The organism is Variovorax sp. GW821-FHT06D12 (assembly GCF_059419205.1).
In genome coordinates this window covers 1,128,950-1,152,902 of record NZ_JBWKRI010000001.1, presented here as the reverse complement: position 1 = coordinate 1,152,902, position 23,953 = coordinate 1,128,950, and the positions used below count along the sequence as shown (strand labels likewise).

The window sequence follows — 23,953 nt, the reverse complement described above, 5'->3', positions numbered from 1 at the left end:
TCGTTCTGAAGGAACCCCAATCGATGACTCGGCTTTCTGCCTCACCGCAAATTTCCCAACTCGGCATCGATCGTCGATGGGTGGGTGTGCTGTTCGGACTCGCTTCGGCCCTGATCTGGGGCGCCTTTCCGGTCGTGACTCGCTTCGGGCTGACTCACACGGCATTGGACGTCTACGACATCACCTGCATCCGGTACACGGTCTCGGGCGTGATGCTGCTGCCGTTTCTCGTACGACGAGGTCTCATGGGGCTGAGCTGGACCGCCATCGCGCTCATGACCGCCGGCATTGGCGCGCCCTACATGCTGGTGGTCGCCTTCGGCCTCGGCATGGCGCCGGTGGAGCAGTTCGCCGTGGTCACGCCTGGCAGCATGATCCTGTTCTCCGCGCTCATCAGCGCCTGGGGACTCGGCGCCAGGCTCTCGCGCAGGGAGACGGCGGGCATTGCGCTGATCATCCTCGGGGTCGCGTTGGTCGGCTTCCACAATTTCAGCGCCGTCCGCTCCTCGCCGTGGGCCTACCTGATCTTCCTTCTGGGCGGGCTGCTGTGGGCCATCTACACCGTCTCGTCCAAGCAGTTCTCTGCATCGGCGCTGCACGCCACCGCCATCGTTTCGGTGTTCTCGATGATCATCTACCTGCCCGCCTACCTTGCGACGCGCGGGCTGCACCTGTTGCAAGCGCCGCTGGGCGACATCGGCGTGCAGGCGTTCTATCAGGGGGTCATGGTCTCCACGGTGGCGTTGTTCTTTTTCAGCAAGTCGGTACAGATTCTGGGCGCAGCCGTCGGTGCCACGTTCGCTGCACTCGTTCCCGGCGCAGCGACGCTGCTCGCCCTGCTGATCCTTGATGAGCGGCCCAGCGCCACAGCCATTGCCGGGCTTGTCATCGTCACAGGCGGCATGACGGCGATGCTGATGCAGCAACGTCGATCCTCATCCCCCGTTGAGTCCAGAGGACATTGAGTCCCTGAACCCGGCAATTTCCGTCGAGGAGTTTCTGCATCGAAGGGCGCAGCTGCCTCCGTGCTTCATTCATCGAACAGGCGGCGCAGCCGCGAGGCCGTGGAGCAGCACCGTCCAGTGCTGCAGTCGGGCCATGGCGGCCTCGCGGCCTTTCTGCGCCGCTGGTGGACCGCTACCGTCGTCGGCCAGCGCGATCAGTTCGTGGGCAGCCGTCGTCACGGCCCGCGCGAAATCCTCGGTGCGGCCCTGCCACACCACGATGCGATGGTGCAGGCCCATTTGCGCGGCGCGCTGCGCATTGATCGCCTGCTCGGGCTGGTCGGTCAGCAGCAGCAGGATCGGCTTGCGGTACACCGCCGCGACCGACAGCGCCGCCATGCCGGGCGCGGAGACGATGAAGGCGCTGCGCGCGGCCCGCTCGATCCAGTGCTCGTCCTGCGCGTGCCAGCCCGCGCGCTGTGCATAGCCTTCGCCGACGAGATGCGCCGGCGTGCGCGCCTCGGCCAGCCCGCGCTCCAGGCCGTCGGCCAGTGCGGCTTCCTTGAAATGCGGGTTGAGGTACACGGCGGCCTGCGGTGCGAGGTCGTCGTGCGCTTCCGTGTCGACGCCCACTACGGCCACCGGCGTGGCGAGCCGGTGGCCGCCGCGTCCGTCGGCCTGCGGCTCGCCGTAGGCGAAATCGTGCGCGATGCGCGCGCGGCTGCGGTCGATCTGCCACGCGACGATGCGGCCGAAGATGTTCGCCATCCACGCCGGCATGCGCCCGCTGAAGTTGGTCTGCAGCGCGTGCCGCAGGCTCGCGCCGTACACATGCACCACCTTGCGCCGCCAGACCGGCATCCAGCCCATGAACAGCAGCGCGGGGTGGAAGGAGTCGTTCACCACCAGGTCCGCATCGCGGAACCACGCGCGCAGCCGAAGGATGTCGCGCAGCATGCGCTCCGGACGGAACACGTAGTGCGCCACGTTGCGGTCGGTTTCGCGGCGCAGCATGTTCTGCTCGCGGTCGAACTGCACCGCGTAGTGGCACGAGAGCACCGGCGCCTCGATGCCGAAGCCGGCGAGAAAACGCGCGCCTTCGTCGGAGGTGGTGAGCACCTGCACGCTGGCGCCCGCGGCGCGCAGCGAATGCGTGAGCAGCTGCGCGCGCATCAGGTGGCCGCGCGCGTCCGCAGTCGCGAGGTAGACGATGCGCGGCGGCATCGACGGACTCAGGCCGCCACCGGCCGCGCACGGCCGGGGCGCAGGCGCAAGGCCACGCCCGCGAGGTACATGCCCAGCGCGCCGGTGATGCCGAAGCCGCGCTCGGTGTCGCGCACCTCGCGCATCAGCTGTGCGAGCCTCGCTTCCTCATGCGGCGCCACGCAGCGCTGCAGCGTGTGGCTGCACAGGCGGATGTGGCGGTCTTCGTCGGCCAGCACGCGCGTGAGCAGTGGGTGCAGCGCGTGCCGTGCGCCGATCAGCGCGCAGTGGCGCTGCAGGATGCGCGAGGCCATCTGCTCGGCGGCGAGGCCGATCGCATACGCTGGCACGAGGCCACCGTGCGCGAAGTGCGGCGCATGGCGCTGGATGAGGCGCTGCCAGCGCGCGAGCTTGCGCTGGCTCAGCCAGTCGGGCTGCGGTGCCTCTTCCGGTGATGCGGCCGCCTGCGCGGTGCTGCCGCGCGCGACGATGGCGTCGGCGAAGAGCCGCGCATGCAGTTGCTCGTCGGCCAGGTGCTGGTCGAGCTGACGTGTGAGCCACTCGGGCGCGTTGGTGCGCAGCTCGCGCTGCAGCGCCTGCTCGGACGATTCCTCGCCGATCAGATACAGGCGCAGCAACATCACTTCACCGGCGCGGCTCGCATGCATCTGGCGCAGCGCGGCGCGCTTGATGTGGTGCACCAGCCGGGCCTGCAGCGCCGGCCAGCCACGCAGTCGCGGCGGTGAGAGGCAGTCGAATGCCGCGTTCGCCGGGGCGGTGTCAGCGTCCATCGGTTTTTTTGGTCACCGGGGTCTGCGGCTGCTGTTGCTGCCAACCGAGCACGAGGCCGATGAAACTGCCTTGAAGGAAGGCGCGCGCCGATGCATCGGCACCGGCGAACTCGCGCTGCTGGCCGTCGTAGCGCACGTAGCCCTTGCCGCCCGCGGCACCGAGCACCAGCTTCTCGTTCTTGTGGAAGCCGCGCTGCATCAGCGGCAGCAGCAGCGACTGCGACTCGAGGCCATAGAGAAACAGGTCGCGCTGCACCACCTCGCGCGGAATCTGCCCGCTCAACGCCTGCAGTTCGAGCGACCAGTCGCCCTGACGCATCGCCTCGGACAGCTCGCTGCCCTTGGCCCCCGGCGCGTGGAAATGCGCGCGCGCCACCGACTTGGAGGCACGGCTCAACCCCAGCCCGACAGTGATGTCCGCATCGGTGGCGCGGCCTTTGCGGTTGTCCCGCACCTGTACGAATTCGTCGGCGAGCCGCGCGGCGATCGAGGGCCTGGAGAGCGTCTCGGCGATCTGCGCCGGCGTGAGCACCACGCGCTCGGCACCGCCTTCGATCACCACGACCTGGTACGGGTCGATGCGGATGTCGCTGAACTCGCCGCCGACGGGCGAGTGCGCGTGGCTGCTCACCAACCAGTCGTTGCCCGAGCGGCTCAGCAGCGCATGGAAGGTCAGCGGCACGCGCTGGCCACTGTGGCGCGACTGGCCGGAGCCTTGCAGCAGCACGTCGCCCACGATGGTCTTCTGGCCGTAGCTGCGCGGGTTCGCAAAGCGCAGGGTGTGCGCCGCGCTGTCGAGTGCGACGCGCGTGTCGGCATCGTCGAGGGCGAGGCGGTTGCACTCGTTGGCGGGGCCTGCGAGCGCGGAGAAGGGGCAGCCGCTGTCGGACTTGAAGTTGAAGACACCGCGGCCGGTGAAGTCGGCGGCGCCCGCCGCGGTGCATGCACCGGCCAGCACGAGAAGGCCGAGGATGTTTTTCTTGTTCATGTCGGGCGATGGTACGAAAGCGCCTGCGCATCCGCGTTCGTGCGGCCCGTCGTGTGCAGGCCGATGCCGCGCGCGAAGGCGCCCAGCATGTCGATGGCCGAGAAGCCCACGATCAGCGCCACGCCCGCGAGCCAGCGCAGGCCGCGCAGGGGCGGCAGATCCTGGTGGTTGAGCGCGCGCACGCTGAAGCCCAGCCGCGTGAACAGCACGCACAGCGGGCCGATCGGTCCGCTCTTCGCGAGCCACTGCCAGCGCGCCGACACATAGCTGCGCAAGAGGTGCGGCGTGAGCGAGTACGTGTCCTGCCCGCGCATCCAGCGCAGCTTGAGCGCTTCGGCGCGCGTGTCGGGCAGTCGGTGCTCGGTGTGGGCCGCGGCCGCGTAGTGGATGGGAACGTTCGCCGCCTTCAGCCGCATGCCCAGCACCTGGCAGTGCGCGCGGTAGACGCCATCGAGCGCCTGGTAGCTGTGCTGCTCGAACACGTCGCGGCGAAAGGCCACGTTGTTCGCGTAGAAGTTGCTCGTCGCACCCGCATGGTCGGCGTTGGGGAAGTACATGAAGTCGATGGTCGTGAGCGCGGTGCCCACGATGTTGGCCGCGTAGCTCGTGCGGCCGGCCACCACCGCGGGCGCGTCGGCGCCGCGCGTGAAGGGCGTGAGCATCTGCAGCAGCCAGTCGTCGTCGGGCAGGCAATCGGCATCGGCGAACACCACGTGATCGCAGCGCGCCGCATCGGTGGCCGCGAAGCCGACGTTCTTGGCGTCGTAGTAGCCGGTGGCGGCGTCGATGCGCACGAAATCGATGGGACGGCCCGCCAGCGCCATGACGGCCTCGCACGATGTGGCGCTCAGCCCGTCGTGCGTGATGACCATCTGGGCCAGGGCCGTGAGCGGCAGCTTCTGCTTGGCCAACAGGGCGATCAGGCGCTGCAGGCTGGTGCTTGCGGCGGCTTCGGCATCCGCTCCGCCGCGCAGGTTGTTGGTCTCCAGGACCAGCGCGCAACGCGCGGCAACGTGATCGGGCATCATCGAATTTTCCTGTCGGGACATTGTTTTGAAGGCTTGCATCCTGCTTTTATCTCACAACCGCCGCCGCGGCCAGTGCCTTGGGGGAGGGCGCTGCGCATGAGGCTCGCCATCTTCGGTGCCGGTTACGTGGGCCTCAGCTTCGCCGCCTGCATGGCCGAAGCGGGGCACGAGGTGCTGTGTGCGGATGCCGATGCCGGCCGCATCGAAGGGCTGCAGCAGGGCCGGATGCCGCTGCACGAGCCGGGGCTGGAGGCGCTGGTGTCCGCAGGCCTCTCGACGGGGAAGCTGCGCTTCACGGCCGACGAGCGCGCGGCGAGCCTGCATGGCGACGCGCTCTTCATCGTGGTCAACACGCCGGCCGATGCGCAAGGCGATGTCGACTTGCGGCATGTGATGGCCGTGGCCCGCAGCATCGGGCAGCACAGGGACCGCGATGCCGTGGTCGTCTGCAAGTCCACCGCGCCGGTCGGTACCGCGGAGCAGGTCGAGGCCGTGCTGCGCGCAGCGCTTTCGCAGCGCGGTGCGGCCCACCGCGTCGCGGTGGCCGTGAACCCCGAGTTCCTGCGCGAGGGCTCGGCCGTGCGCGATTGCCGCCAGCCCGACCGTGTGGTGATCGGTGCGACCGACCCCGCGGCCATCGACCTGCTGACACGGCTCTACGAACCCTTCGTGCGCGACCCGGCGAAGCAGCTGCTGGTGATGGACCGGCGCTCCGCCGAGCTCACCAAGTACGCCGCCAACGCGATGCTCGCGACCCGCATCAGCTTCATGAACGAGATGGCGCGCGTGGCCGAGCATGCGGGCGCCGACATCGAGATGGTGCGCCGCGGCATCGGCTCGGACCGGCGCATCGGCCCCGACTTTCTGCAAGCGGGTGCGGGCTATGGCGGCTCGTGCCTGGCGAAGGACGTGCGGGCGCTGCGGCATGCGGCCGATCGCGAGGGGCAGCCGCTGCGTCTCCTCGCGGCCGTCGAGGCGGCGAACCATGAGCAGAAGGGGCGCCTCTTCGACCTGATGACGCATCACTTCGACGGCCGCATCGCGAACAAGACCATCGCGCTCTGGGGCCTGGCCTTCAAGCCCGACACCGACGACATGCGCGATGCGCCGAGCCTCGTGCTGCTGGAGCGCCTGTGGGCGGCGGGCGCGCACGTGCAGGTGCACGACCCGGCGGCGATGCCGAATGCGCGCGCCATCGTCGGCGAGCGCGCCGATGTGCGCTGGTGCGACACGCCCGAAGACGCCTTGCAGGGTGCCGACGTGCTGGCGCTCGTGACCGAATGGCCCGTGTTCCGCCGCCCCGATCTGGCGCGCATCGCCAGCACCTTGAAGGTGCCCGCGATCTTCGACGGCCGCAACCTCTACGACGCCGCCGAAGTCGAAGCCGCCGGCATCGCGTACTACGGCATCGGGCGCGGGCGGTCAGTGCGGCGCTGAATCGTCGTCAGCAGCATGCCGGTCATTCGCCGGCTTTTGATCCATTGAAAACGTCAACCCCATGTCGGAACGAATCGAACTGAAGCTTGATTGGACAAGAGAACAGGTCCGGCAACTGGCCGCAAACGGCGAGGTGTCCATCCTGCAATTTGCCGCCACACAGGAGGTACCGCCTTCGCTGCTGGAAATCCTGAACGAAGATCTCTTCAGGGATCGGCCGGACATCACATGGCGGATGTATGGAAGCTACGCGCGTGTGTGCGATCTTTCTTGCCTGAGGCTCATGCCCCATGTCGAAAGGTTGAGCCTTGACTGCCTCACTCGCGTCAGCAATGCGCATGCCGTAGAGGCCTTGCCGAAGCTGAAGGAGTTCGTCTTTGATGTGTACGAAGCAGATTCACTGGATGTGTTGAACGCATTGCCCACAGACCTGCAAAGACTCAGAATCGGCAAGACGAAAACGAAGAAGACCGATCTTTTCGGGCTGGAGCGCTTTCCCCATCTGAGGCAACTCGTCGTTGCCGGCCACCCGCGTGGCCTTGAGGTGATTGGAAAGCTGTCGACATTGAATGAGGTGTCCCTCATGGGGATGCCTCTGTCGAACCTGGTCTTTCTACGGCATCTTCCCCACCTGCATACGCTTCAACTGGGATTCGGAAGCGCGCAGAACCTGGACACGCTTGCGGGCCTGGACGCCCTGAGATACCTGGCACTGCTGCGGATCAAGGATTTGTCGGACCTGTCCGTCGTCAGCCAACTGGAGACGTTGCAAAGGTTGACCGCGCAAGATCAGCCACACCTTGCCAGCTTGCCCTCGTTGGCTGCGCTCGAGGGTCTGGCGCTGATCGTCCTCAACAACGTGGGGCTGAAGGACCTGAGGTGGGCGGCCTCTGCACCGGCGCTCGAAAGCCTGGCCATGTTTCAGATGCCAACGCTGGTGCACGGTGACATCCAGAGTCTCCTGCGTCAGCCCGGCCCCCTGAGGCGCCTGATGGTGGGATTGAAAAGCGCCCGCGAGCACAAGCTCGCGCGACAGGCGATCGAGGATTCAGGCCTGTGGGACGATGGCGGATGGTGGCGGTGACATCACGACCCTTGGCGTGGTCGTCGCATTGAACTGCGAGGTGACGTCTGTACTCATCAATTCGGAGACGGCCAGCATGAGCATGGCCGCACTGACCGGCTTGGGCACCCCCACCCGCATATTCGGGCCAGCGCTCATTCCTGGCGCGCGTGGCTTTGGCGCACGGCTTGCAGATACCCGTCCAATGCAAGCAGGACCTCCTGAACCATGACGTCTGCGCTCGGCAACACGGCGCTCACCAGCAGCGTCTGCTTCACCAGCGCATCGACGACGGTGTAGGCGCCGAAGGCCACGCGCGCATCGTGCAGCCCTTCGGGCCAGTCCACCGCGCACGTCAGTGCCTTGCCGAAGAGGTTGACGTTGTGCTGGTACAGGCGGTTGTAGACGAGCTGCGGCGAGACGCGGCGCTCGATGGAGCTCAGCACCCGCCAACGCCCGCCGCCCTCGAGCATCGTGTGCACCTGGGTCTGCGCCAGCAGACGCGTGATCTCGCGCAGCGTGCGTTGGCCTTCCGCCTGGACGACCTCGTCCACCGCGCTCGACAGCGCGGTCGAGAGCTTGCGCACCCAGGTGCGCACGGTCATGGCCGCGACCGCTTCCTTGCCGGGGAAGTACTGGTAGACGCTCCCGACGCTGACGCCGGCGACGTTGGCGATGTCGCGCATCGACGTCTTTTCGTAGCCCTTTTCCAGCAGCAGGAGCACGAAGGCGTCCTGGATGGCGATGGAGGTCATCCATGCGCGTGACTGGGAGGGCTTGCGTCGGGGTTTGAGGGCGGTCGTCATGGCTGAAAAGCGAACACCGGGACGGCGCACGCAAGGAGGAGGGCCTCGTTGCCCAGGGAAATCAACGCCTCGGGGCGCGTCCCGAAAACTGAACATGCCTGCCCGGTCGATTTCCTAGACTTCTTCCAACCCAAGGCAGCCGGCGGCCGCGAGCCCCGAACCTCACTTCAACCCAAGGCCAACGCGCGCGCACTCGTCATTCTTGCATGTCACCTCCTGCGACCTACAAAGCACCCTTGCGCGAACTGCGCTTCGTCCTGAACGATCTGCTCGGCATCGATGATGAACTGAAGGCGCTTCGCCTGCCCGGCGCCATCGCCCGCGAAGACATCGACGCGCTGATGGAGGACATGGCGGCCTTCGCCGAAGAGGTGCTCGCACCGCTCAATCAGAACGCGGACCGCGAAGGCTGCACCTGGCGCGATGGCGAAGTCGCCACCCCCGGCGGCTTCAAGGCCGCGTACGACGTGTTCCGGGGCAAGGGCTGGGCCGGCTTGGGCGCCGCGCTCGAACACGGCGGCCGCGCGTGGCCGACGGTGCTGACCCATCTGGTGACGGAGCTGATCGGCTCGGCGAACCATTCCTGGCTGATGTACCACAGCATCTCGCGCGGCGGCTACGAATGCATCCGGGCCAACGGCACGCCCGCGCAGCAGGCGGCGTACCTCCCGCACCTGGCCAGCGGCGCTTGGACCAGCAGCATGTGCATCACCGAGCGCGAGGCCGGCACCGACGTGGGCTTGCTGCGCACGGAGGCCGTTCCGCAGCCGGACGGCAGCTACCGCCTCACCGGCCTCAAGCGCATGGTCACGGCCGCCGAGCACGACCTGGCGGACAACATCGTCCACCTCGTGCTGGCCCGGATCGCGGGCGCGCCCGAGGGCGCGCGGGGGCTTTCGCTGTTCATCGTGCCCCGGCACCTGCCCGGCGCGGCCGAGCGCAACGGCGTGCGCTGCGAGGGGCTCGAGGACAAGATGGGCATCCGCGGCACCCCGACCTGCTGGTTGCGGCTCGACGGTGCGCGCGGCGAACTGCTGAACACCGCCGGCAACGGCCTGGCGGCCATGTTCGTGATGATGAACATCGCCCGCCTGGCCACGGGCATGCAGGGCGTGAACCAGGCCGAGGCTGCCTACCAGCTGGCGCGCGATCACGCCCGCACGCGGCTGCAGGGACGCGGCTTCGGCGGCGCGCGCAGGACCGAGGCGCAGCCTGCCGCCGATCCGTTGATCGTGCATGCCGATGTGCGCCGCATGCTGCTGGCGCAGAAGGCCTGGACGGAAGGTTCGCGCGCGCTGGCTTACTGGCTCGCGTTGCAGGTCGATCGCTCGAAGCTCCACCCCGAGCCTTCGGTGCGCCGCGAGGCCGACGAGCTCGTCTCGCTGCTCACGCCGGTGCTCAAGGCCTTCGCGACGGACAACGGCTACGCCAGCACGACCCTGGCACAGCAGGTCATGGGCGGCTGGGGCTACCTGGACGACAGCGGCGTTCACCAGTACCTCCGCGACGTGCGCGTGGGGCAGATCTACGAAGGGGCCAACGGCATCCAGGGCCAGGACCTGCTCGGACGCAAGATCCTCGGCGACGGGGGCGCGAGGCTACGCAGGTTCCTGGACGTGGTGCATCAGGTGCTCGAGAAGAACGAGGCGCACCCGGTGCTGCAGCCCTGGGTGGCGCAGACGCGCTCGCTGTGCGCGCGCCTCGATGCGCTGACCCGGCAGCTGATCGCGCGGGCGCCGTCGCACCCCGACCAGGTCGGCGCGTCCGGCCACAGCTGCCTGCGCATCGTCGGCGTGCTGGCCCTCGCGTGGCAGTGGATCGGCATGGCCTCGATGGCGCAGCGCAGGATCGACGCGCGGCAGTCCGATGGCTTCGACGCCGCCAAGGTGGCCACGGCCCGCTTCTATTTCGCGCACCTGTTCCCCGAGGTCGAGCAGCACCTGCTGGTGGCCGCGCAGGAAGACGACGCCGTGATGGCGCTGGACGCCGACTTCTTCTGATCCCGCCGCGCAGCCGATCCCGGCTGCGCCCACAAAAACACGGGATGCGAAGCCCGGCGGCACCGCGCTGCCCGGCCCTGCATCCCATTGGAGAAATCCATGAACCTGATCTCGATGTTCGACGAGAGCGCGTCGCGCTGGCCCACGAAGACGCTGCTGCACTACGGCGACGAAGCCTTCAGCTACGCGCAGATCCAGGCGCTCAGCCGCCGCGCCGCGCAGGTGCTGCGTGACCGGGGCGTGGGGCAGGGCGACCGCGTGGCGCTCATGTGCTTCAACACGCCGTACTTCCTCATCGGCGTGCTGGGTGCCCTGCGGCTGGGCGCGGTCATCGTGCCGGTCAATCACAAGCTGCAGAAGCCCGAGGTCGAATTCATCCTGCGCCACAGCGACGCCAGGCTCTGCATCATCGACGTCACCCTGGGCCCGTTGGCGCAACGCATCGAGACCGAGGCCTGCCTGCTGGGCACCGGCGATGTGGCCGGCGCGGCGGATGTCAGCTTCGATCATTTCGACACGCTGGTGCAGCGCACGGAGGCGGGCGAGTTGCCTGCGCCCGTGGGCGACGAGGCACTGGCGCAGGTGCTCTACACCTCGGGCACCACCGGCCAGCCCAAGGGATGCCTGCACAGCCATCGCGCGGTCTTCACCACGGCGCTGGTCTGCGCGGCGGCCCTGTCGATGACGCACAACGACCGGATGCTCATCGCGATGCCGATCTGGCATGCGGCGCCGCTCAACAACTGGACCTTCGGGACGCTGCTGATGGGCGGGACGCTGGTCTTCCTGCGCGAGTACGCGCCGCGCGGATTCCTGGAAGCGATTGCGCGGCACCGCGTCACGCTGACCTTCGGCGCGCCCATCGCCTTGCTCGCGCCGCTCGAGCTCGCCGATTTCGACCACCATGACCTGGGCTCGATGCGGCTGTGGATCTACGGCGGTGGCCCGCTGGGCGAGGACATGGCGAAGCGGCTCATGCAGCGCTATCGCACGACGCAGTTCATGCAGGTCTACGGCATGACCGAGATGGGCCCGCTGGGCACCGCGCTGTTCCCCGAGGACGCGCTGCGCAAGGCCGGGTCGATCGGCCGCTCCAGCCTGCCGGGCGTGCAGGTGCGCGTGGTCGCCGAAGACGGCGGCGCGACGCCCGCGGGCCAGGTCGGCGAGATCCAGCTGCGCAGCGAAGCCGCCATGCGCGGCTACCTGAACGATGCCGAGGCCACGCGCGCCGCCTACACGCCCGACGGCTGGTACCGAAGCGGCGACCTGGCCCGGGTCGACGAGGACGGCTACTACTACGTGGTGGACCGGCTCAAGGACCTGATCACCACCGGCGGCGAGAACGTGTACTCCAAGGAAGTGGAAGACGCGCTGTCGCCGCATCCCGATCTCGCCGATGTGGCCGTCATCGGCCGCCCGCACCCGGACTGGGGCGAAACCGTGGTGGCGGTCATCGTGCCCCGGCCCGGTCGGCAACCGGACAGCGAGGCGCTCAAGGCCTTTCTGGCCGACAAGCTGGCCCGCTACAAGATTCCGCGCGACTACGCCTTCGTCGACACGCTGCCGCGCACGCCGTCGGGCAAGTTGCAAAAGCACCTGCTGCGACAAGACATCAGCGCACCGGCTTCCTCTCTTCTTTCCACTTCCAAGGGTATCCACGCATGAACCTGTTCGACCTGAACGGAAAAGTCGCCGTCGTGACCGGTGCCAGCCGCGGCATCGGCCGCGCCACCGCCGAGCACCTGGCGCTGCTCGGGGCCAAAGTCTGTGTCTCCAGCCGGCGGCTCGATGCCTGCGAGGAAGTGGCCGAGGGCATCCGCGCGCAAGGTGGGCAGGCCTTTGCCTGCCAGGCCAGCATCTCGCAGCCCGAGGAGCTGCGCGCGATGGTGGCGCAGGTGCGCGAGCGCTTCGGCCCCATCGACATCCTGGTCTGCAATGCGGCCACCAACCCGCACTACGGGCCGCTGGCCGAGATCGCGGACGAGATGTTCATGAAGATCGTGCGCAACAACGTGCTGAGCAATCTCTGGCTGGCCAATCTCGTTCGGCCCGACATGCAGGCCAGGGGCAGCGGCGCCATCGTGATCGTCTCGTCCATCGCGGGCCTGCAGGGCTCTTCGACGATCGGCGCCTACGGGTTGTCCAAGGCCGGCGACATGCAACTGGCCCGCGACCTGGCGGTCGAGTGGGGCCCGCAGGGCATTCGCGTCAATTGCATCGCGCCGGGCCTGATCGACACCAAGATGGCCGGCATGCTGCTCGCGGACCCCGAGATCCAGTCGTTCACGCAGAAGAAATTGCCGTTGCGGCGCGTCGGGCAGCCGCAGGAGATCGCCGGCGCCATCGCCTTCCTGGCATCGCCCGCGGCCGCATTCGTGACCGGCCAGACGCTGGTCGCCGACGGCGGCGCCGTCATCGTCTGAACACCCATCGATCGACATCCACACGAGGAGACTTACCGTGAGCCTGACAAAGACCATCGCCGCGCCGATGCTGTGCATCGCCCTGGCCGCCGGCGCCCAACCCGTGCAGACCGTGAAGATCGCCACGCTCGACATGCTGTCGGGCCCGATGGCCGGGCTGGGACAGAACGTGTTGAAGAGCTTCCAGTACGCGGCGCGGGTCGCGAACGAGGAGAAATGGGCGGGGCCCTACCAGTTCGAGATCGTTCCCTTCGACAACAAGCTGTCGCCGCAGGAGGCCGTGGCGCTGCTCGGCACGGTCGTGGCCAAGGACATCCGCTATGTGGTGCAGGGCGCGAGTTCGTCCAGCGTGGGCATCGCGCTGGGCGAGGCCATCGACAAGCACAACGCCCGCAATCCGGGCAAGGAGATCGTTTTCCTGAACTACGCGTCGCAGGCGCCGGTGCTCACGAACGAGAAATGCAGCTACTGGCATTTCCGCACCGACGCGCACTCGGACATGAAGGTCGATGCGCTCACCACCTACCTGGCCGGCCGCAAGGACATCCGCAAGATTCACCTGCTCAATCCCAACTACGCCTACGGGCAGGACACGGCGCGCGCGTCGCGCGAGTCGCTTGCGCGCAAGCGCGCGGACATCGAGATCGTGGGCGACGACCTGCACCCGACCGCGCAGGTGAAGGACTTCGCGCCCTACATGGCCAAGATCCGCCAGTCCGGCGCCGACGCGGTGATCACGGCCAGCTCGGGCTCCGACCTGGCGCTCATCGTGCGCGCGGCCAACGACTTCGGGCTGAAGGTCGACTTCTACACCTTCAACGGCAGCAACTACGGCGTGCCCGGCACCATCGGCGCGGCGGGCGAGGGCCGCGTCAAGCTGGTCTCGACCTTCAACCCCAACGACCCCGGTGCGAAGAGCTCGGCCGTGTTGGGCAGCTTCAAGAAGCAGTTCGGCGAGGACTTCATCAACGGCATGGGCTACAACGCCGTCGTCGCGCTGTCCGGCGCCATCCGCAGCGCGAAGTCCGCCGAACCGGCGAAGGTGGCCGCCCAGCTCGAGGGCCTGCGCTTCGAGGGCATCAACGGTCCCGTGGTGCTGCGCAAGTCCGACCACCAGGCCCAGCAGGCGATGTTCGTCCAGAGCTGGGAGAAGGTCGACGGCTCGGCCGTCCGCTACGACCAGGAAGGCACCGGATTCGGCTGGAAGCAGATCGCGAGCGTGGACGCCAAGGCGGCCGAGCAGCCCACGACCTGCCGCATGAAGAGCCCCCTGTGACCGCACGACGGCGCGAGGCGTTCGCCCCGGCACCATGACCACCATCTACATCGACGAAAGCGGCCACAGCGGCGACATGGTCGACAGCGGCACGGGCTACGACTTCAAGCGGCAACCCTACTTCGCCTTGGCGGGCGTCGGGCTGCAGGACGAAGAGGAGTGGGATGCGCACCTCCAGGCGTTGCGCGATCGCCATCGCGTTCCCTCGGGCGAACCCGGTGCCCGATCGCTGGCATCCAGGCCGGAGTTCTCCGCTGCCGTGATCCACGCCTTGCTCGACCGGCGGGCCCCGCTTTTCGTCGAGCTGGTCGACAAGCGCTACTTCATCTGCAGCTGCATCACATCGTTCCAGTTGCTGCCGTCCTGCCTGGGCTACCCCGAGTCGATGCGGCTCGACTTCCTCAGGAATGCCGTCGCGGATTTCCTGCACGTCCATGCCGATGCGCATGTGCTGGACAGCTTCGTCGCGTCCTGCCTGACGCCCGAAGCTGAAACACTTCACGCATCGTTTGCCAGCCTGCGCGACCTGGCCACGCACACCGCCGAGGAGGAAGAGGCCGCGGCGCAGGTCGCCAAAGGGTTCGGCCGCATCGTCGAAGCGGCGAACACCGAGTACCGCGCGCTGAGTGGGGCCCAGCACCAGCCCTGGCTGGAGTTTCTTCCGCCTCCCGAGCTCAACACGTCGTCGACGCAGGCCTGGACGCTGCCGAACCTGACGTCGTTCATGCGCATCTACGCGCGGATCGACCTCTACTACCGGCACAGCCTGGCCGATGTCCGGCTGGTGCACGACCAGAATTTCGAGGTGCAGCGCATCCTGGGTCCGGGGAAGGCCGCTGCCGAAGGACCGGACCGTGCGATGGCGCTGCTGTGCACGCCCCCGTCCGATCACCGTTTCGAAGAAGTGGCCGCCCTCGATTTCAGGCAGTCGCACGAAGCGGCGGGCGTGCAGATGGCCGAGGTGGTGGCGGGCGCCACGATGCGGTTCTTTCGTGACCTGCACGCAGGCACCGGCGTGTGCCCCGCGCTGCGCGAGGCCATGATGCGGCTGATCTCCGAAGGGGACGAGCGCACGGGGTACGGCCTCAAGCAGGTGGGGCCGACCCGCAAGGCTCGCATCGGTGCCGAAGAAGCGTGGGCCTGAGCGGACGATCGCGTTTCGTCGACCGCCGACGCGGAACCTTCGGGCGGGCAGGGCCTCCTATCTGGCTTCTCCGCTTCTTTCCCCCCGTTTCGCCCGATGAATGAAATCCGCAATGCCGCCGCCGAGCTCGCTCTTTTTCGCCGCCGTGTGGTGGTGGTCGGCTGTGCGGTGCTGTTCGGATTCGGACTGATCGGCGCGCGGCTGGTCTACCTGCAGGTGGTGCGCCATGAAACGCTGGCGGACCGGGCCGAGAGCAATCGCACCGCGATCGTCCCCGTGGTTCCCAACCGCGGGCAGATCCTGGACCGCAACGGCGTGGTGCTGGCGTCCAACTATGCCGCCTACACGCTGGAGATCACGCCGTCGAAGGTGAGCGACATCGCCACCGTCATCGACGAGCTGGGTGAGCTGCTCGAAGTGACGCCCAGGGACCGCCGTCGCTTTCAGCGCTTGCGCGAGGATTCGCGCAGCTTCGACTCCCTGCCCATCCGCACCCGCCTGAGCGACGAAGAGGTGGCGCGCTTCGCAGCGCAGCGCTATCGATTTCCCGGCGTGGAAATCAGGGCGCGGCTGTTTCGCACCTACCCGCACGGCGAGGTGGGCGCGCACGTGATCGGCTACATCGGCCGCATCAACCAGCGCGAGAAGACCGCGATGGACGACTGGGAGGAAGACGAGCGCGCCAACTACCGCGGCACCGACTACATCGGCAAAGTCGGCATCGAGCAGAGCTACGAAAAGGCGCTGCACGGCCAGACCGGCGTGGAGCAGATGGAAACCTCGGCCGGCGGGCACGCGGTGCGCCGCCTGTCGCGCCACCCCGCCAGGCCGGGTCAGACCGTGATGCTGTCGCTCGACATCAAGCTGCAGAAGCTCGTGGAAGACATGTTCGGCGAGCGCCGGGGCGCGCTCGTGGCCATCGATCCGAAGACCGGGGAGGTGCTGGCCTTCGTGAGCAAGCCCACCTTCGATCCCAACCTGTTCGTCGAGGGCATCGACACGGAGAACTGGAAGGCGCTGACCGAGTCGCCCGACAACCCGCTGCTGAACCGCGCGCTGCGCGGCACCTACCCGCCGGGTTCCACCTACAAGCCCTTCATGGCGATGGCGGCGCTGCAGACCGGCAAGCGCAGCGCCGACAAGGTGGAGAACGACCCGGGCTTCTACAACTTCGGTGGGCGCACCTTCCGCAGCCACCGGGGCGGGCTGGGCGGTGTCGACATGCACCGCGCCATCCAGTTCTCAAGCAACACGTATTTCTATTCGCTGGCCGCCGAGATGGGCGTGGACCTGATCCACGACTTCATGGCGCCCCTGGGCTTCGGGCAGTTCACCGGCATCGACCTGCAAGGCGAGTCGCGCGGCGTGCTGCCCAGCAGGGCGTGGAAGCGCGCGGCCTACCGGCGCGCCGACATGAAGACCTGGCACCCGGGCGAGACGATTTCGCTGGGCATCGGCCAGGGCTACAACAGCTTCACGATGCTGCAGCTGGCCTCGGCCAATGCCACGGTGGCCAACGGCGGCGTGCGTTACCAGCCGCACCTGGTGCGGGCCATTCGCGACACGTCGACCGGCGAGGTGGTGCGGCAGATCCAGCCGCCGGCGCAGGACCTGGGCTATGCGCGCAAGCACGTCGAGGTGGTGCGCGACGCGATGGTGGCGGTCACCAAGGGGGGCACCGGCACGCGCGTGTTTGCGGGTGCGGCGTACACCTCGGCCGGCAAGACCGGCACTTCGCAGGCCGTGGGCCTGAGCCCGAAGGCGCGCGCGAGCGGCAAGGCCCTGGAGGCACGCCAGCGCGACCACGCGCTGTACATGGCATTCGCCCCGGCCGAAGACCCGACCATCGCGGTGGCCGCGATCGTCGAGAACGCGGGCTTCGGCGCGGCGCACGCGGCGCCGATCGTGCGGCGGGTGTTCGACTACTGGATTGCGGGGCAGTACCCCAACGACGCCGACATGGCGGCGGTCCAGGTGGGGAAGGCCGGCGCGCCCATCGGCCAACCGCTGGTGGCCAGCGAGGTGCCGGTGCTGGACGACGGTGCGCAGGGGGATGAGGCTGGGGTGCTTTGAAGGGCGGGGCGGCCGCCCATTTGTGGATGGCCTGCTTCCACCCTGGCTTTGGCTGGGCTTTTTTCGCTTGTGGCTGATGAGTTGGTGTTCAAATTGAACGGCAGCGAGAGCCCAGCAACCAGCGCAGAGGTACAAACGTGGAAAAAGTCGAACTTCCTTCTATCTTCGAATTGGATTTTTATCGGCAACAACAACCCGAGTTGTCTCATCTCGCTTACGAAGATGCGCTGGAAAACTACCGAGCAGAGGGAATTTCCAAGGGACACTTGTGCAGCCACGGGGCGTTGCGAGGCCATCTTCTCGATTTCGCGAAGAAAGAAGGCTCAATCTTGGAGATTGGCCCATTTCATTCGCCTTCCATCACTGGTGAGAACGTTCGTTACATGGACGTTCTATCCACTGAGGAACTCTTCGCAGCAGTCAAAAAAGCCGGGCATGAGACGTCAAGGGTTCCAGAGATTCACTATGTCGCGCCGAAAGGCGGATTCGACATGGTTGACCGGAAATTTGCTGCCGTCTTCAGCGGCCATTGCATTGAACATCAACCTGATCTGATCAGGCATTTTCAGGGTGTCTCCGGTGTCCTGGAAGACGGTGGCCGCTACTACATCGCCTGTCCGGACCGGCGCTATTGCTTCGATCACTATCTGCCCGAAACAGCCGTGGTGGATATTCTTGCGGCGTACCATGCCCAACGCAGAGTGCATTCCGCAAGGAGTTTCCTTGCGCAAAGACTGCACCGATCCCACAACGATGCGGCCCGACATTGGGCGGGGGACCATGGTGCGCCGGATGGTCAGAACTATCGAGATTTGAAAGAAGAACTCTTCGTTGATCTTCCGGGCGATGAGGCGTATCACGATGCGCACGCATGGCAATTTACGCCCACTTCATTTTTCGAAATTATCAACTTCCTGCATGAGGCCGGGTTCATCGATTTTTCCGTCGAACGCGTCTATCACACGAGATTTGCAACGCAAGAGTTTACGGCGGTGCTTCGGAAGGGGCAGGTTGATCTGGACAGGAGTGAGGTGTTTGTGGACCAGACTCCCGAGAAGTCGGTTGTCGCCGGCATCAAGTCGAAAAGCGAGAGCTTGCAGGCCGAGATTGAAACGCTGAAAGAGAATTTGCAAGCCGAGGTCGAAGCTCGAGACAAGCAGATCGAGGCGTTGAAATCCCAGAAGAGCGCTGACGACAAGTTGATTGAGCATTTGAGCGACGAGCTGAGAGGCATCCATGCCTCGCGGTCGTGGGCCGTGACTCGTCCTCTTCGAAAGCTCAGCGCTCAGTTCGGAGCCGGACGGACCCGATGACGAATCGGTGGGCGTGTCACCCTCGACAAGCGAACGCGGGCCGGCCCTTTCACATCGACCAACTCAGTAGATAGATCAACGGGTCAGAGCCACAAGCTCTGACCCGTCTTGCTTTGGCTTTGACGAATGGGGCGGGTTTTCGGGTCATCAGCCCTGACAGCAACTTGAACGCAGCCGGGTGAAAATCCTTGGCCCCTCGTCCGCCTTCCCCTCGCCCCGATCTCCCAGCGCCCGTGACCTCCACCGACCTCCAGGGCTTCATCCTCACGCGCCACTGGCGTGATGCACCGACCGGCACCGAGATCGAGTACTGGCTGGCCACCGAGGCGGGGCCGAGGAAAGTGGTGCTGACTTCCCGCAGCAGCGTCGCGTTCGTTGCCGCCCGGCACAGGGCGGCGGTGGAAGTCCACCTCGCGGCCATGCCGGGCGTGCAGCTGCGTGAGCTGGAGCTCCGGAATTTCCAGCAGGACGCCGTCCTCGGCATCTATGCGACGCACTTCCGCCAGATCGGCCGGTTGGCGCGCGCCCTGCAGGCGCAGGGCATTCCCTTGCTCGAAGCCGATGTGCGCCCGCACGACCGCTACCTGATGGAGCGCTTCATCACCGCCGGCGTGCGGGTGGAAGGCGGGCAGGCGGAGCACAGCATGCTCGTCGACTGCAAGCTCAGCCCCGCGCCTGAATTCCGGCCGGTGCTGAAGGTCGTGTCGCTGGACATCGAGACGAGCCAGCATGAAGGGCTCTACTCCATTGCGCTGGACGGCACGCCGGAGCGCGTCGTCTTCATGCTCGGCGAACCGCCGCCCGAGCCGGGCGAGCCCATGGACTTCTCGCTCGTCTACTGCCCGACCCGCAAGGCGATGATCGAGCAGCTCAACGACTGGTTCGAGCGCAACGACCCCGACGTCCTCATCGGCTGGAACGTGGTCCAGTTCGACCTGCGCGTGCTGCAGAAGACCGCCAACGACTGCGGCGTGCCGCTGCTGCTGGGGCGCGAGCGCCGGCCCATCGAATGGCGCACGCACCCGGGCAAGCAGGGCTACCTGTTCGCGCCCACGCCGGGGCGGATCGTCCTCGATGGCATCGAGGCGCTCAGGGCCGCGGTGTGGAGCTTTCCGTCGTTCAGCCTCGAGAACGTCTCGCAGACGCTGCTGGGCGAAGGCAAGGCCATCGGCGACGAGTACGACAAGATGGCGGAGATCGAGCGGCGGTATCAGCACGACAAGCCCGCGCTCGCGCTGTACAACATCCGCGACTGCGAGCTGGTCCTGCGCATCTTCGACAAGGCGAAGCTGCTGCAGTTCATGATGGAGCGCGCCCAGGTCACCGGCCTGCAGGCCGACCACTTCGGCGGCTCCATCGCCGCGTTCAGCCACCACTACCTGCCGCGGATGCATCGCCTGGGCTACGTGGCGCCGAACGTGGGCGAGATTGCGAGCAAGGCCTACCCGGGCGGCTACGTGATGGACTCGAAGCCGGGCTTCTACGACTCCGTCGTGGTGCTGGACTACAAGAGCCTCTATCCCTCGATCATCCGCACCTTCCTGGTCGATCCGGTGGGCCTCGTCGAGGGCTCGAATGCGAGCGATCCGACCGGGCTCATCCACGGACCGCAGGAGACCGTCTTCTCGCGCGACAGGCACTGCCTGCCGCAGATCGTGACCACGCTCTGGCACGCGCGGGACGAGGCCAAGCGCGCGAAGAACGAGCCGCTGTCGCAGGCGCTGAAGCTGCTCATGAATTCCTTCGCCGGCGTGCTGGGCGCGTCCGAGTGCCGGTTCTTCAACCCCAAGCTGGTGTCCGCCGTGACCCTGCGCGGGCACGAGATGATGAAGCTCACGCGCGAGTTCGTGGAGCAGCGGGGCTACGAGGCCATCTATGGCGACACCGACTCGATCTTCATCTGGCTCAGGCGCACCCATACCAACGACGAGGCGCACGCCGTCGCGGCCCGCCTGGCGGCCGACATCAACGAATGGTGGGCGCGCACGCTGCGCGAGGAGCAGGGCCTGGAGAGCTTTCTCGAGATCGAGGTCGACACGCACTACAAGAAGTTCTTCATGCCCACCATCCGCGGCTCGGAGGTGGGAAGCAAGAAGCGCTACGCCGGACTCAGCGTGGATGCCGCGGGCAAGGAGGAGATGGTGTACCGCGGCCTGGAGATGGCGCGCAGCGACTGGACCCCGCTGGCGCGCCAGTTCCAGGAGGGCCTGCTGTCACGCATCTTTCAGGGCGAGCCCTACAAGGCCTTCGTGACCGACTATGCGAAGGCGACGCTGGCGGGCGCCAAGGACGACCTGCTCATCTACCGCAAGCGTCTGCGCCACCGGCTCGACGACTACCTGGTCAACGTGCCGCCGCAGGTGCGGGCCGCGCGCATCGCCGACGAGCACAACGCCCGGGTCGGCCGGACCCAGCAGTATCAGAAGGGCGGCTGGATCCAGTACGTCATGACCCGCAACGGGCCGGAGCCGCTGGAAACCCGCCATTCGCGCATCGACTACGAGCACTACCTCACCCGGCAATTGCAGCCGATCGCCGATGCCATTCTTCAGCCCATGGGGGACAGCTTCGCGGCCTTGACGACGTCGCAGCGCGAGCTCTTCGAGCCAGGATCGCCGTGAAGCGACCGCAGGATCAGGTGCCGGGCCGCGGGTCCTTGTCCGTGATAGACAGGTCGACCGGCACCCGCGTCTCGTGCCGGAGGTTCCCGGGCATCTCGAACACCACCGTGAGGTGCCCCTTGACGCGCTCGAAGGGCTTGTCCAGCTTCACGTAGAAGCCCCGCTGGCTGCTCAGGGCGTTGTCGTAGGTCCAGAGAGAAAAGTCCTGCAGCGACGGCGCACTGCCGTCGTCCTTCAGGCGCAGCTTCTCGTTCTTCTCGTTCGTCAGCGCGTAGTCCTTGATCCGGTAGGTGGCAGCGTCGGCGATGTCGTCGTTCGTGTTGACGATGTGGCCGTTGCGCTTGTATTCGTCGACCTTGGCCTTGGGCAGCGGGTAGTAGGTCAGCACGTCGAACGCGTTCGCCGGCTTCTTCTTGATCAGCGTCTGGTCGGAATTGATGACCATCACGTGCGCACCGAGTTGCGTGAGCAGCGCCCGCGCCTGGTCGGCGGTGTACGGCTGGCTCGGTGCAGCGTGGGCCTGGGAGGCGGGCAGGGCGAACAGGGTGGACAGGACCAGCGGCAGCAGTTTCTTCATCGGGGAGCCCGTGCGGGATGAATGGCGGATGCCGGCCATTAGGCCATGGCAGCGTCATGCTCCCGGTGGGCTCCTAGTCGTCGTCGCGCACCCGGTACTGCCCCATCAGCGTGCGCTGCACGGTCGGCGGCACGGCCTCGTAGTGCGACAGCGCGATGGTGTAGCGCCCCTGGCCGCTGGTCATCGCATTGAGGCGCGACTGGTAGTTGGCCAGCTCGACCTCGGGCACCTGTCCGCCGATGGCCACCGTGCCGGCCCCCAGGCCCGACGTGCCGGTGACCAGGCCGCGCCGCGACGACAGGTCGCTCGTGACGTCGCCCACGGCATGCTCGGGCACGGCGATCTCGATCTGGACGATCGGCTCGAGCACGGCCGGTTGCGCCTCGCGGATCGCGGCCATGAAGGCCTTGCGGCCGGCGGTCGCGAAGGCGATGTCCTTGCTGTCCACGCTGTGGTGCTTGCCGTCGTACACCACCACGCGCACGTCGACCACGGGGTAGCCGGCGATCGCGCCGTAGGCCAGCACCTCGCGCACGCCTTTCTCGACCGCGGGGATGAACTGGTTCGGAATGGCGCCGCCCCGGACTTCGTCCGCGAACTCGAAACCCGCGCCGCGCGCCAGCGGTTCGATGCGCAGGAAGACTTCGGCGAACTGGCCGGCGCCGCCGGTCTGCTTCTTGTGGCGATGGTGGCCCTCGGCCGGCGCGGTCACGGTCTCGCGGTAGGCGATGCGCGGCGGCCGCGTCAGGACCTCGAAGCGGTACACCTCGCGCAGGCGCTCGAGCACGAGGCGCAGGTGCAGCTCGCCGAGGCCGTAGAGCACCGTCTCGTTGGTCGCGGCCACATGTTCGATGCGCAGGCACGGGTCTTCGGCCGCGAGCTTGCCGAGGATTTCCCAGGCGCGCTGCTCGTCGCCATGGCGCTTGGGCTCCACGGCCAGGCCGTACACCGGCACCGGGAACGGCAGCGGCGCGAGGTGCACATGGCTGTCTTCGGCCGCATCGTGCAGCACGGCATCGAAATGGATCTCGTCGACCTTGGCCACCGCCACGATGTCGCCCGGCACCGCGTGCGACACCTCGACATGGTCCTTGCCCTGGAGCATGAACAGGTGCCCCACCTTGAAGGGCTTGCGGCCATCGCCGATGTAGAGCTGGCTGTCGCGCGTGACCGTACCCTGGTGCACGCGGAAGATGCCCATCTTGCCGACATAGGGGTCGATCGTGACCTTGAACACGTGCGCCAGCACGTGCAGCGACGGGTCGGGCCGGGCCTGCATGGGCTCGGCCTGTGCGCCTTCGCCGACGAGGAACTCCGGCGGGTTGGCCTCGGTCGGGTCGGGCAGGAGCTTGACGATCACGTCCAGCAGCTCGGCCACGCCGGCGCCGCTGCGCGACGAGGTGAAGCACACCGGGATCAGGTGGCCTTCGCGCAGCGCCTGCTCGAGCGGCGCGTGCAGCTCGGACGGGTCGACGCCGCCTTCCTCGAGGTAGAGGTCGACGAAGGCCGCGTCGACCTCGACCACCTGCTCCACCAGCGCGCGGTGCGCCGCTTCGACGGGGCCGAAGTCGGAGCGTCCGAAGCGGTTGAAGAAGCAGTCGATCACCTGCCGGTTGAGCCCGTCGGGCACGTTCAGCGGCAGGCATTCGCGGCCGAAGGTGGCCTGGATGTCGGCCAGCAGGCCCGACAGCGAGACGCCCTGCGAGTCGATCTTGTTGACGATGATCATGCGGGCGAGGTGGCGCGAGGCCGCGTACTCCATCATGCGCACCGCCATCGGCTCGATGCCGGTGGCGGCATTGATGACCACCGCCACCGTCTCGACCGCCTCCAGCGCCGGCAGGCTCTGGCCGAGAAAGTCGGGGCCGCCGGGCGTGTCGATGAGGTGGATGCGCGTGCCGGCGTGCGTGAGGTGCATCACCGAGGCGTTGAGCGAATGCAGCATGCGGCGCTCGAGCGGATCGTGGTCGCTGACGGTGCTGCCGCGCTCGACGCTGCCGCACGCGCCGACGGCGCCCGCCTTGAACAACAGGGCCTCGGCCAGGGAGGTCTTGCCGGCGGCCGCCGCGCCCACCAGCGCCAGCGTTCGCACTGCTTCCATTTCGGCCGCGAGGCCGTTCGATCGGCTTGGCATGGCGGGACTCCTTTGCGCGTCCGCAAGGCCGGCCCGGCGGCCCGCAAGGGCTCGGGTGCTGCGCATCGACGCCGGGCCAGCGTACGGGATTGACCGTGCCGATGCAAGCCGGGGAGGGCGCGCCGGTCGGCC

Annotated in this window: 18 protein-coding genes; 11 read left to right on the top strand and 7 right to left on the bottom strand. The window is 67.3% G+C overall.

Annotation, left to right across the window (positions count from 1 at the left end; translation table 11 throughout):
• Positions 1–23 precede the first annotated feature (23 nt).
• Positions 24–965: a DMT family transporter gene (locus AC07SQ_RS05215; protein ID WP_495270528.1), complete on the top strand. Its 942-nt coding sequence runs from the start codon at positions 24–26 to the stop codon at positions 963–965.
• Between the two features lie 69 nt (positions 966–1,034).
• Here AC07SQ_RS05215 and AC07SQ_RS05210 read toward each other — a convergent pair whose 3' ends face one another.
• Genes AC07SQ_RS05210 through AC07SQ_RS05195 form a run of 4 tightly spaced genes read right to left on the bottom strand, consistent with a single transcriptional unit; the run spans position 1,035 to position 4,954 of the window.
• Complete coding sequence (locus AC07SQ_RS05210) at positions 1,035–2,168, bottom strand: glycosyltransferase family protein (RefSeq protein WP_495270529.1); 1,134 nt, start codon at positions 2,166–2,168, stop codon at positions 1,035–1,037.
• Positions 2,169–2,176: 8 nt separating this feature from the next.
• Positions 2,177–2,938: a hypothetical protein gene (locus tag AC07SQ_RS05205; protein ID WP_495270530.1), complete on the bottom strand. Its 762-nt coding sequence runs from the start codon at positions 2,936–2,938 to the stop codon at positions 2,177–2,179.
• Positions 2,928–3,926 (bottom strand): hypothetical protein, encoded by a 999-nt coding sequence (locus tag AC07SQ_RS05200; RefSeq protein WP_495270531.1) that lies wholly within the window; start codon positions 3,924–3,926, stop codon positions 2,928–2,930. Before AC07SQ_RS05200 ends, AC07SQ_RS05205 begins: the two co-directional genes overlap by 11 nt.
• On the bottom strand, positions 3,923–4,954 hold the full coding sequence (locus tag AC07SQ_RS05195; protein WP_495270532.1) for a glycosyltransferase family 2 protein: 1,032 nt from the start codon (positions 4,952–4,954) through the stop codon (positions 3,923–3,925). The genes AC07SQ_RS05200 and AC07SQ_RS05195 overlap by 4 nt, the downstream gene beginning before the upstream one ends.
• A 96-nt stretch (positions 4,955–5,050) precedes the next feature.
• Between AC07SQ_RS05195 and AC07SQ_RS05190 the strand changes: the two genes are divergently transcribed.
• Together AC07SQ_RS05190 and AC07SQ_RS05185 are read left to right on the top strand one after the other, a co-directional pair.
• A complete protein-coding gene (locus AC07SQ_RS05190; protein WP_495270533.1) occupies positions 5,051–6,391 on the top strand; it encodes a UDP-glucose dehydrogenase family protein in 1,341 nt (446 codons plus the stop codon).
• Between the two features lie 61 nt (positions 6,392–6,452).
• Entirely contained in the window at positions 6,453–7,475 is a 1,023-nt protein-coding gene (locus tag AC07SQ_RS05185; RefSeq protein WP_495270534.1) for a hypothetical protein, read from the top strand.
• Positions 7,476–7,609: 134 nt separating this feature from the next.
• Here AC07SQ_RS05185 and AC07SQ_RS05180 read toward each other — a convergent pair whose 3' ends face one another.
• A complete protein-coding gene (locus AC07SQ_RS05180) occupies positions 7,610–8,260 on the bottom strand; it encodes a TetR/AcrR family transcriptional regulator (protein WP_493224331.1) in 651 nt (216 codons plus the stop codon).
• Between the two features lie 236 nt (positions 8,261–8,496).
• On the opposite strand from AC07SQ_RS05180, the gene AC07SQ_RS05175 reads away from it, so the two are divergent.
• The 8 genes from AC07SQ_RS05175 (at position 8,497) to AC07SQ_RS05140 (ending at position 21,110) form a co-directional block, all read left to right on the top strand.
• Positions 8,497–10,260 (top strand): acyl-CoA dehydrogenase family protein, encoded by a 1,764-nt coding sequence (locus AC07SQ_RS05175; RefSeq protein ID WP_495270535.1) that lies wholly within the window; start codon positions 8,497–8,499, stop codon positions 10,258–10,260.
• Between the two features lie 99 nt (positions 10,261–10,359).
• Positions 10,360–11,925 (top strand): class I adenylate-forming enzyme family protein, encoded by a 1,566-nt coding sequence (locus tag AC07SQ_RS05170; RefSeq protein ID WP_495270536.1) that lies wholly within the window; start codon positions 10,360–10,362, stop codon positions 11,923–11,925.
• The gene (locus AC07SQ_RS05165; protein WP_495270537.1) at positions 11,922–12,683 is read left to right on the top strand and encodes an SDR family NAD(P)-dependent oxidoreductase; all 762 of its coding nucleotides are present in this window, start codon (positions 11,922–11,924) and stop codon (positions 12,681–12,683) included. The genes AC07SQ_RS05170 and AC07SQ_RS05165 overlap by 4 nt, the downstream gene beginning before the upstream one ends.
• Positions 12,684–12,750: 67 nt before the next feature.
• A complete protein-coding gene (locus AC07SQ_RS05160) occupies positions 12,751–13,959 on the top strand; it encodes a branched-chain amino acid ABC transporter substrate-binding protein (RefSeq protein WP_495270836.1) in 1,209 nt (402 codons plus the stop codon).
• A 34-nt stretch (positions 13,960–13,993) separates the two neighbouring features.
• Entirely contained in the window at positions 13,994–15,103 is a 1,110-nt protein-coding gene (locus AC07SQ_RS05155) for a DUF3800 domain-containing protein (RefSeq protein ID WP_495270538.1), read from the top strand.
• A gap of 96 nt (positions 15,104–15,199) precedes the next feature.
• A complete protein-coding gene (gene mrdA / locus AC07SQ_RS05150) occupies positions 15,200–17,176 on the top strand; it encodes a penicillin-binding protein 2 (RefSeq protein WP_495270539.1) in 1,977 nt (658 codons plus the stop codon).
• 137 nt (positions 17,177–17,313) lie between these two features.
• Positions 17,314–18,489, top strand: a complete 1,176-nt coding sequence (locus tag AC07SQ_RS05145; RefSeq protein WP_495270540.1) for a class I SAM-dependent methyltransferase — start codon at positions 17,314–17,316, stop codon at positions 18,487–18,489.
• A 233-nt stretch (positions 18,490–18,722) separates the two neighbouring features.
• Positions 18,723–21,110, top strand: a complete 2,388-nt coding sequence (locus AC07SQ_RS05140) for a DNA polymerase II (protein ID WP_495270541.1) — start codon at positions 18,723–18,725, stop codon at positions 21,108–21,110.
• A 13-nt stretch (positions 21,111–21,123) separates the two neighbouring features.
• Here AC07SQ_RS05140 and AC07SQ_RS05135 read toward each other — a convergent pair whose 3' ends face one another.
• Both AC07SQ_RS05135 and fusA read right to left on the bottom strand, forming a co-directional pair.
• Positions 21,124–21,687, bottom strand: coding sequence for a hypothetical protein (locus tag AC07SQ_RS05135; RefSeq protein WP_495270542.1), 564 nt, complete (start codon positions 21,685–21,687; stop codon positions 21,124–21,126).
• A 73-nt stretch (positions 21,688–21,760) separates the two neighbouring features.
• Positions 21,761–23,821, bottom strand: a complete 2,061-nt coding sequence (gene fusA, locus AC07SQ_RS05130; RefSeq protein WP_495270543.1) for an elongation factor G — start codon at positions 23,819–23,821, stop codon at positions 21,761–21,763.
• Between the last annotated feature and the right edge of the window lie 132 nt (positions 23,822–23,953).

Coding starts and splice junctions, on each gene's coding strand:
- AC07SQ_RS05170 (WP_495270536.1), top strand. CDS start 10,360: ATGAACCTGATCTCGATGTTCGACGAGAGCGCGTCGCGCTGGCCCACG.
- AC07SQ_RS05185 (WP_495270534.1), top strand. CDS start 6,453: ATGTCGGAACGAATCGAACTGAAGCTTGATTGGACAAGAGAACAGGTC.
- AC07SQ_RS05165 (WP_495270537.1), top strand. CDS start 11,922: ATGAACCTGTTCGACCTGAACGGAAAAGTCGCCGTCGTGACCGGTGCC.
- AC07SQ_RS05205 (WP_495270530.1), bottom strand. CDS start 2,938: ATGGACGCTGACACCGCCCCGGCGAACGCGGCATTCGACTGCCTCTCA.
- fusA (WP_495270543.1), bottom strand. CDS start 23,821: ATGCCAAGCCGATCGAACGGCCTCGCGGCCGAAATGGAAGCAGTGCGA.
- AC07SQ_RS05200 (WP_495270531.1), bottom strand. CDS start 3,926: ATGAACAAGAAAAACATCCTCGGCCTTCTCGTGCTGGCCGGTGCATGC.
- AC07SQ_RS05215 (WP_495270528.1), top strand. CDS start 24: ATGACTCGGCTTTCTGCCTCACCGCAAATTTCCCAACTCGGCATCGAT.
- AC07SQ_RS05160 (WP_495270836.1), top strand. CDS start 12,751: ATGCTGTGCATCGCCCTGGCCGCCGGCGCCCAACCCGTGCAGACCGTG.
- AC07SQ_RS05180 (WP_493224331.1), bottom strand. CDS start 8,260: ATGACGACCGCCCTCAAACCCCGACGCAAGCCCTCCCAGTCACGCGCA.
- AC07SQ_RS05135 (WP_495270542.1), bottom strand. CDS start 21,687: ATGAAGAAACTGCTGCCGCTGGTCCTGTCCACCCTGTTCGCCCTGCCC.
- AC07SQ_RS05155 (WP_495270538.1), top strand. CDS start 13,994: ATGACCACCATCTACATCGACGAAAGCGGCCACAGCGGCGACATGGTC.
- AC07SQ_RS05190 (WP_495270533.1), top strand. CDS start 5,051: ATGAGGCTCGCCATCTTCGGTGCCGGTTACGTGGGCCTCAGCTTCGCC.
- mrdA (WP_495270539.1), top strand. CDS start 15,200: ATGAATGAAATCCGCAATGCCGCCGCCGAGCTCGCTCTTTTTCGCCGC.
- AC07SQ_RS05195 (WP_495270532.1), bottom strand. CDS start 4,954: ATGATGCCCGATCACGTTGCCGCGCGTTGCGCGCTGGTCCTGGAGACC.
- AC07SQ_RS05210 (WP_495270529.1), bottom strand. CDS start 2,168: ATGCCGCCGCGCATCGTCTACCTCGCGACTGCGGACGCGCGCGGCCAC.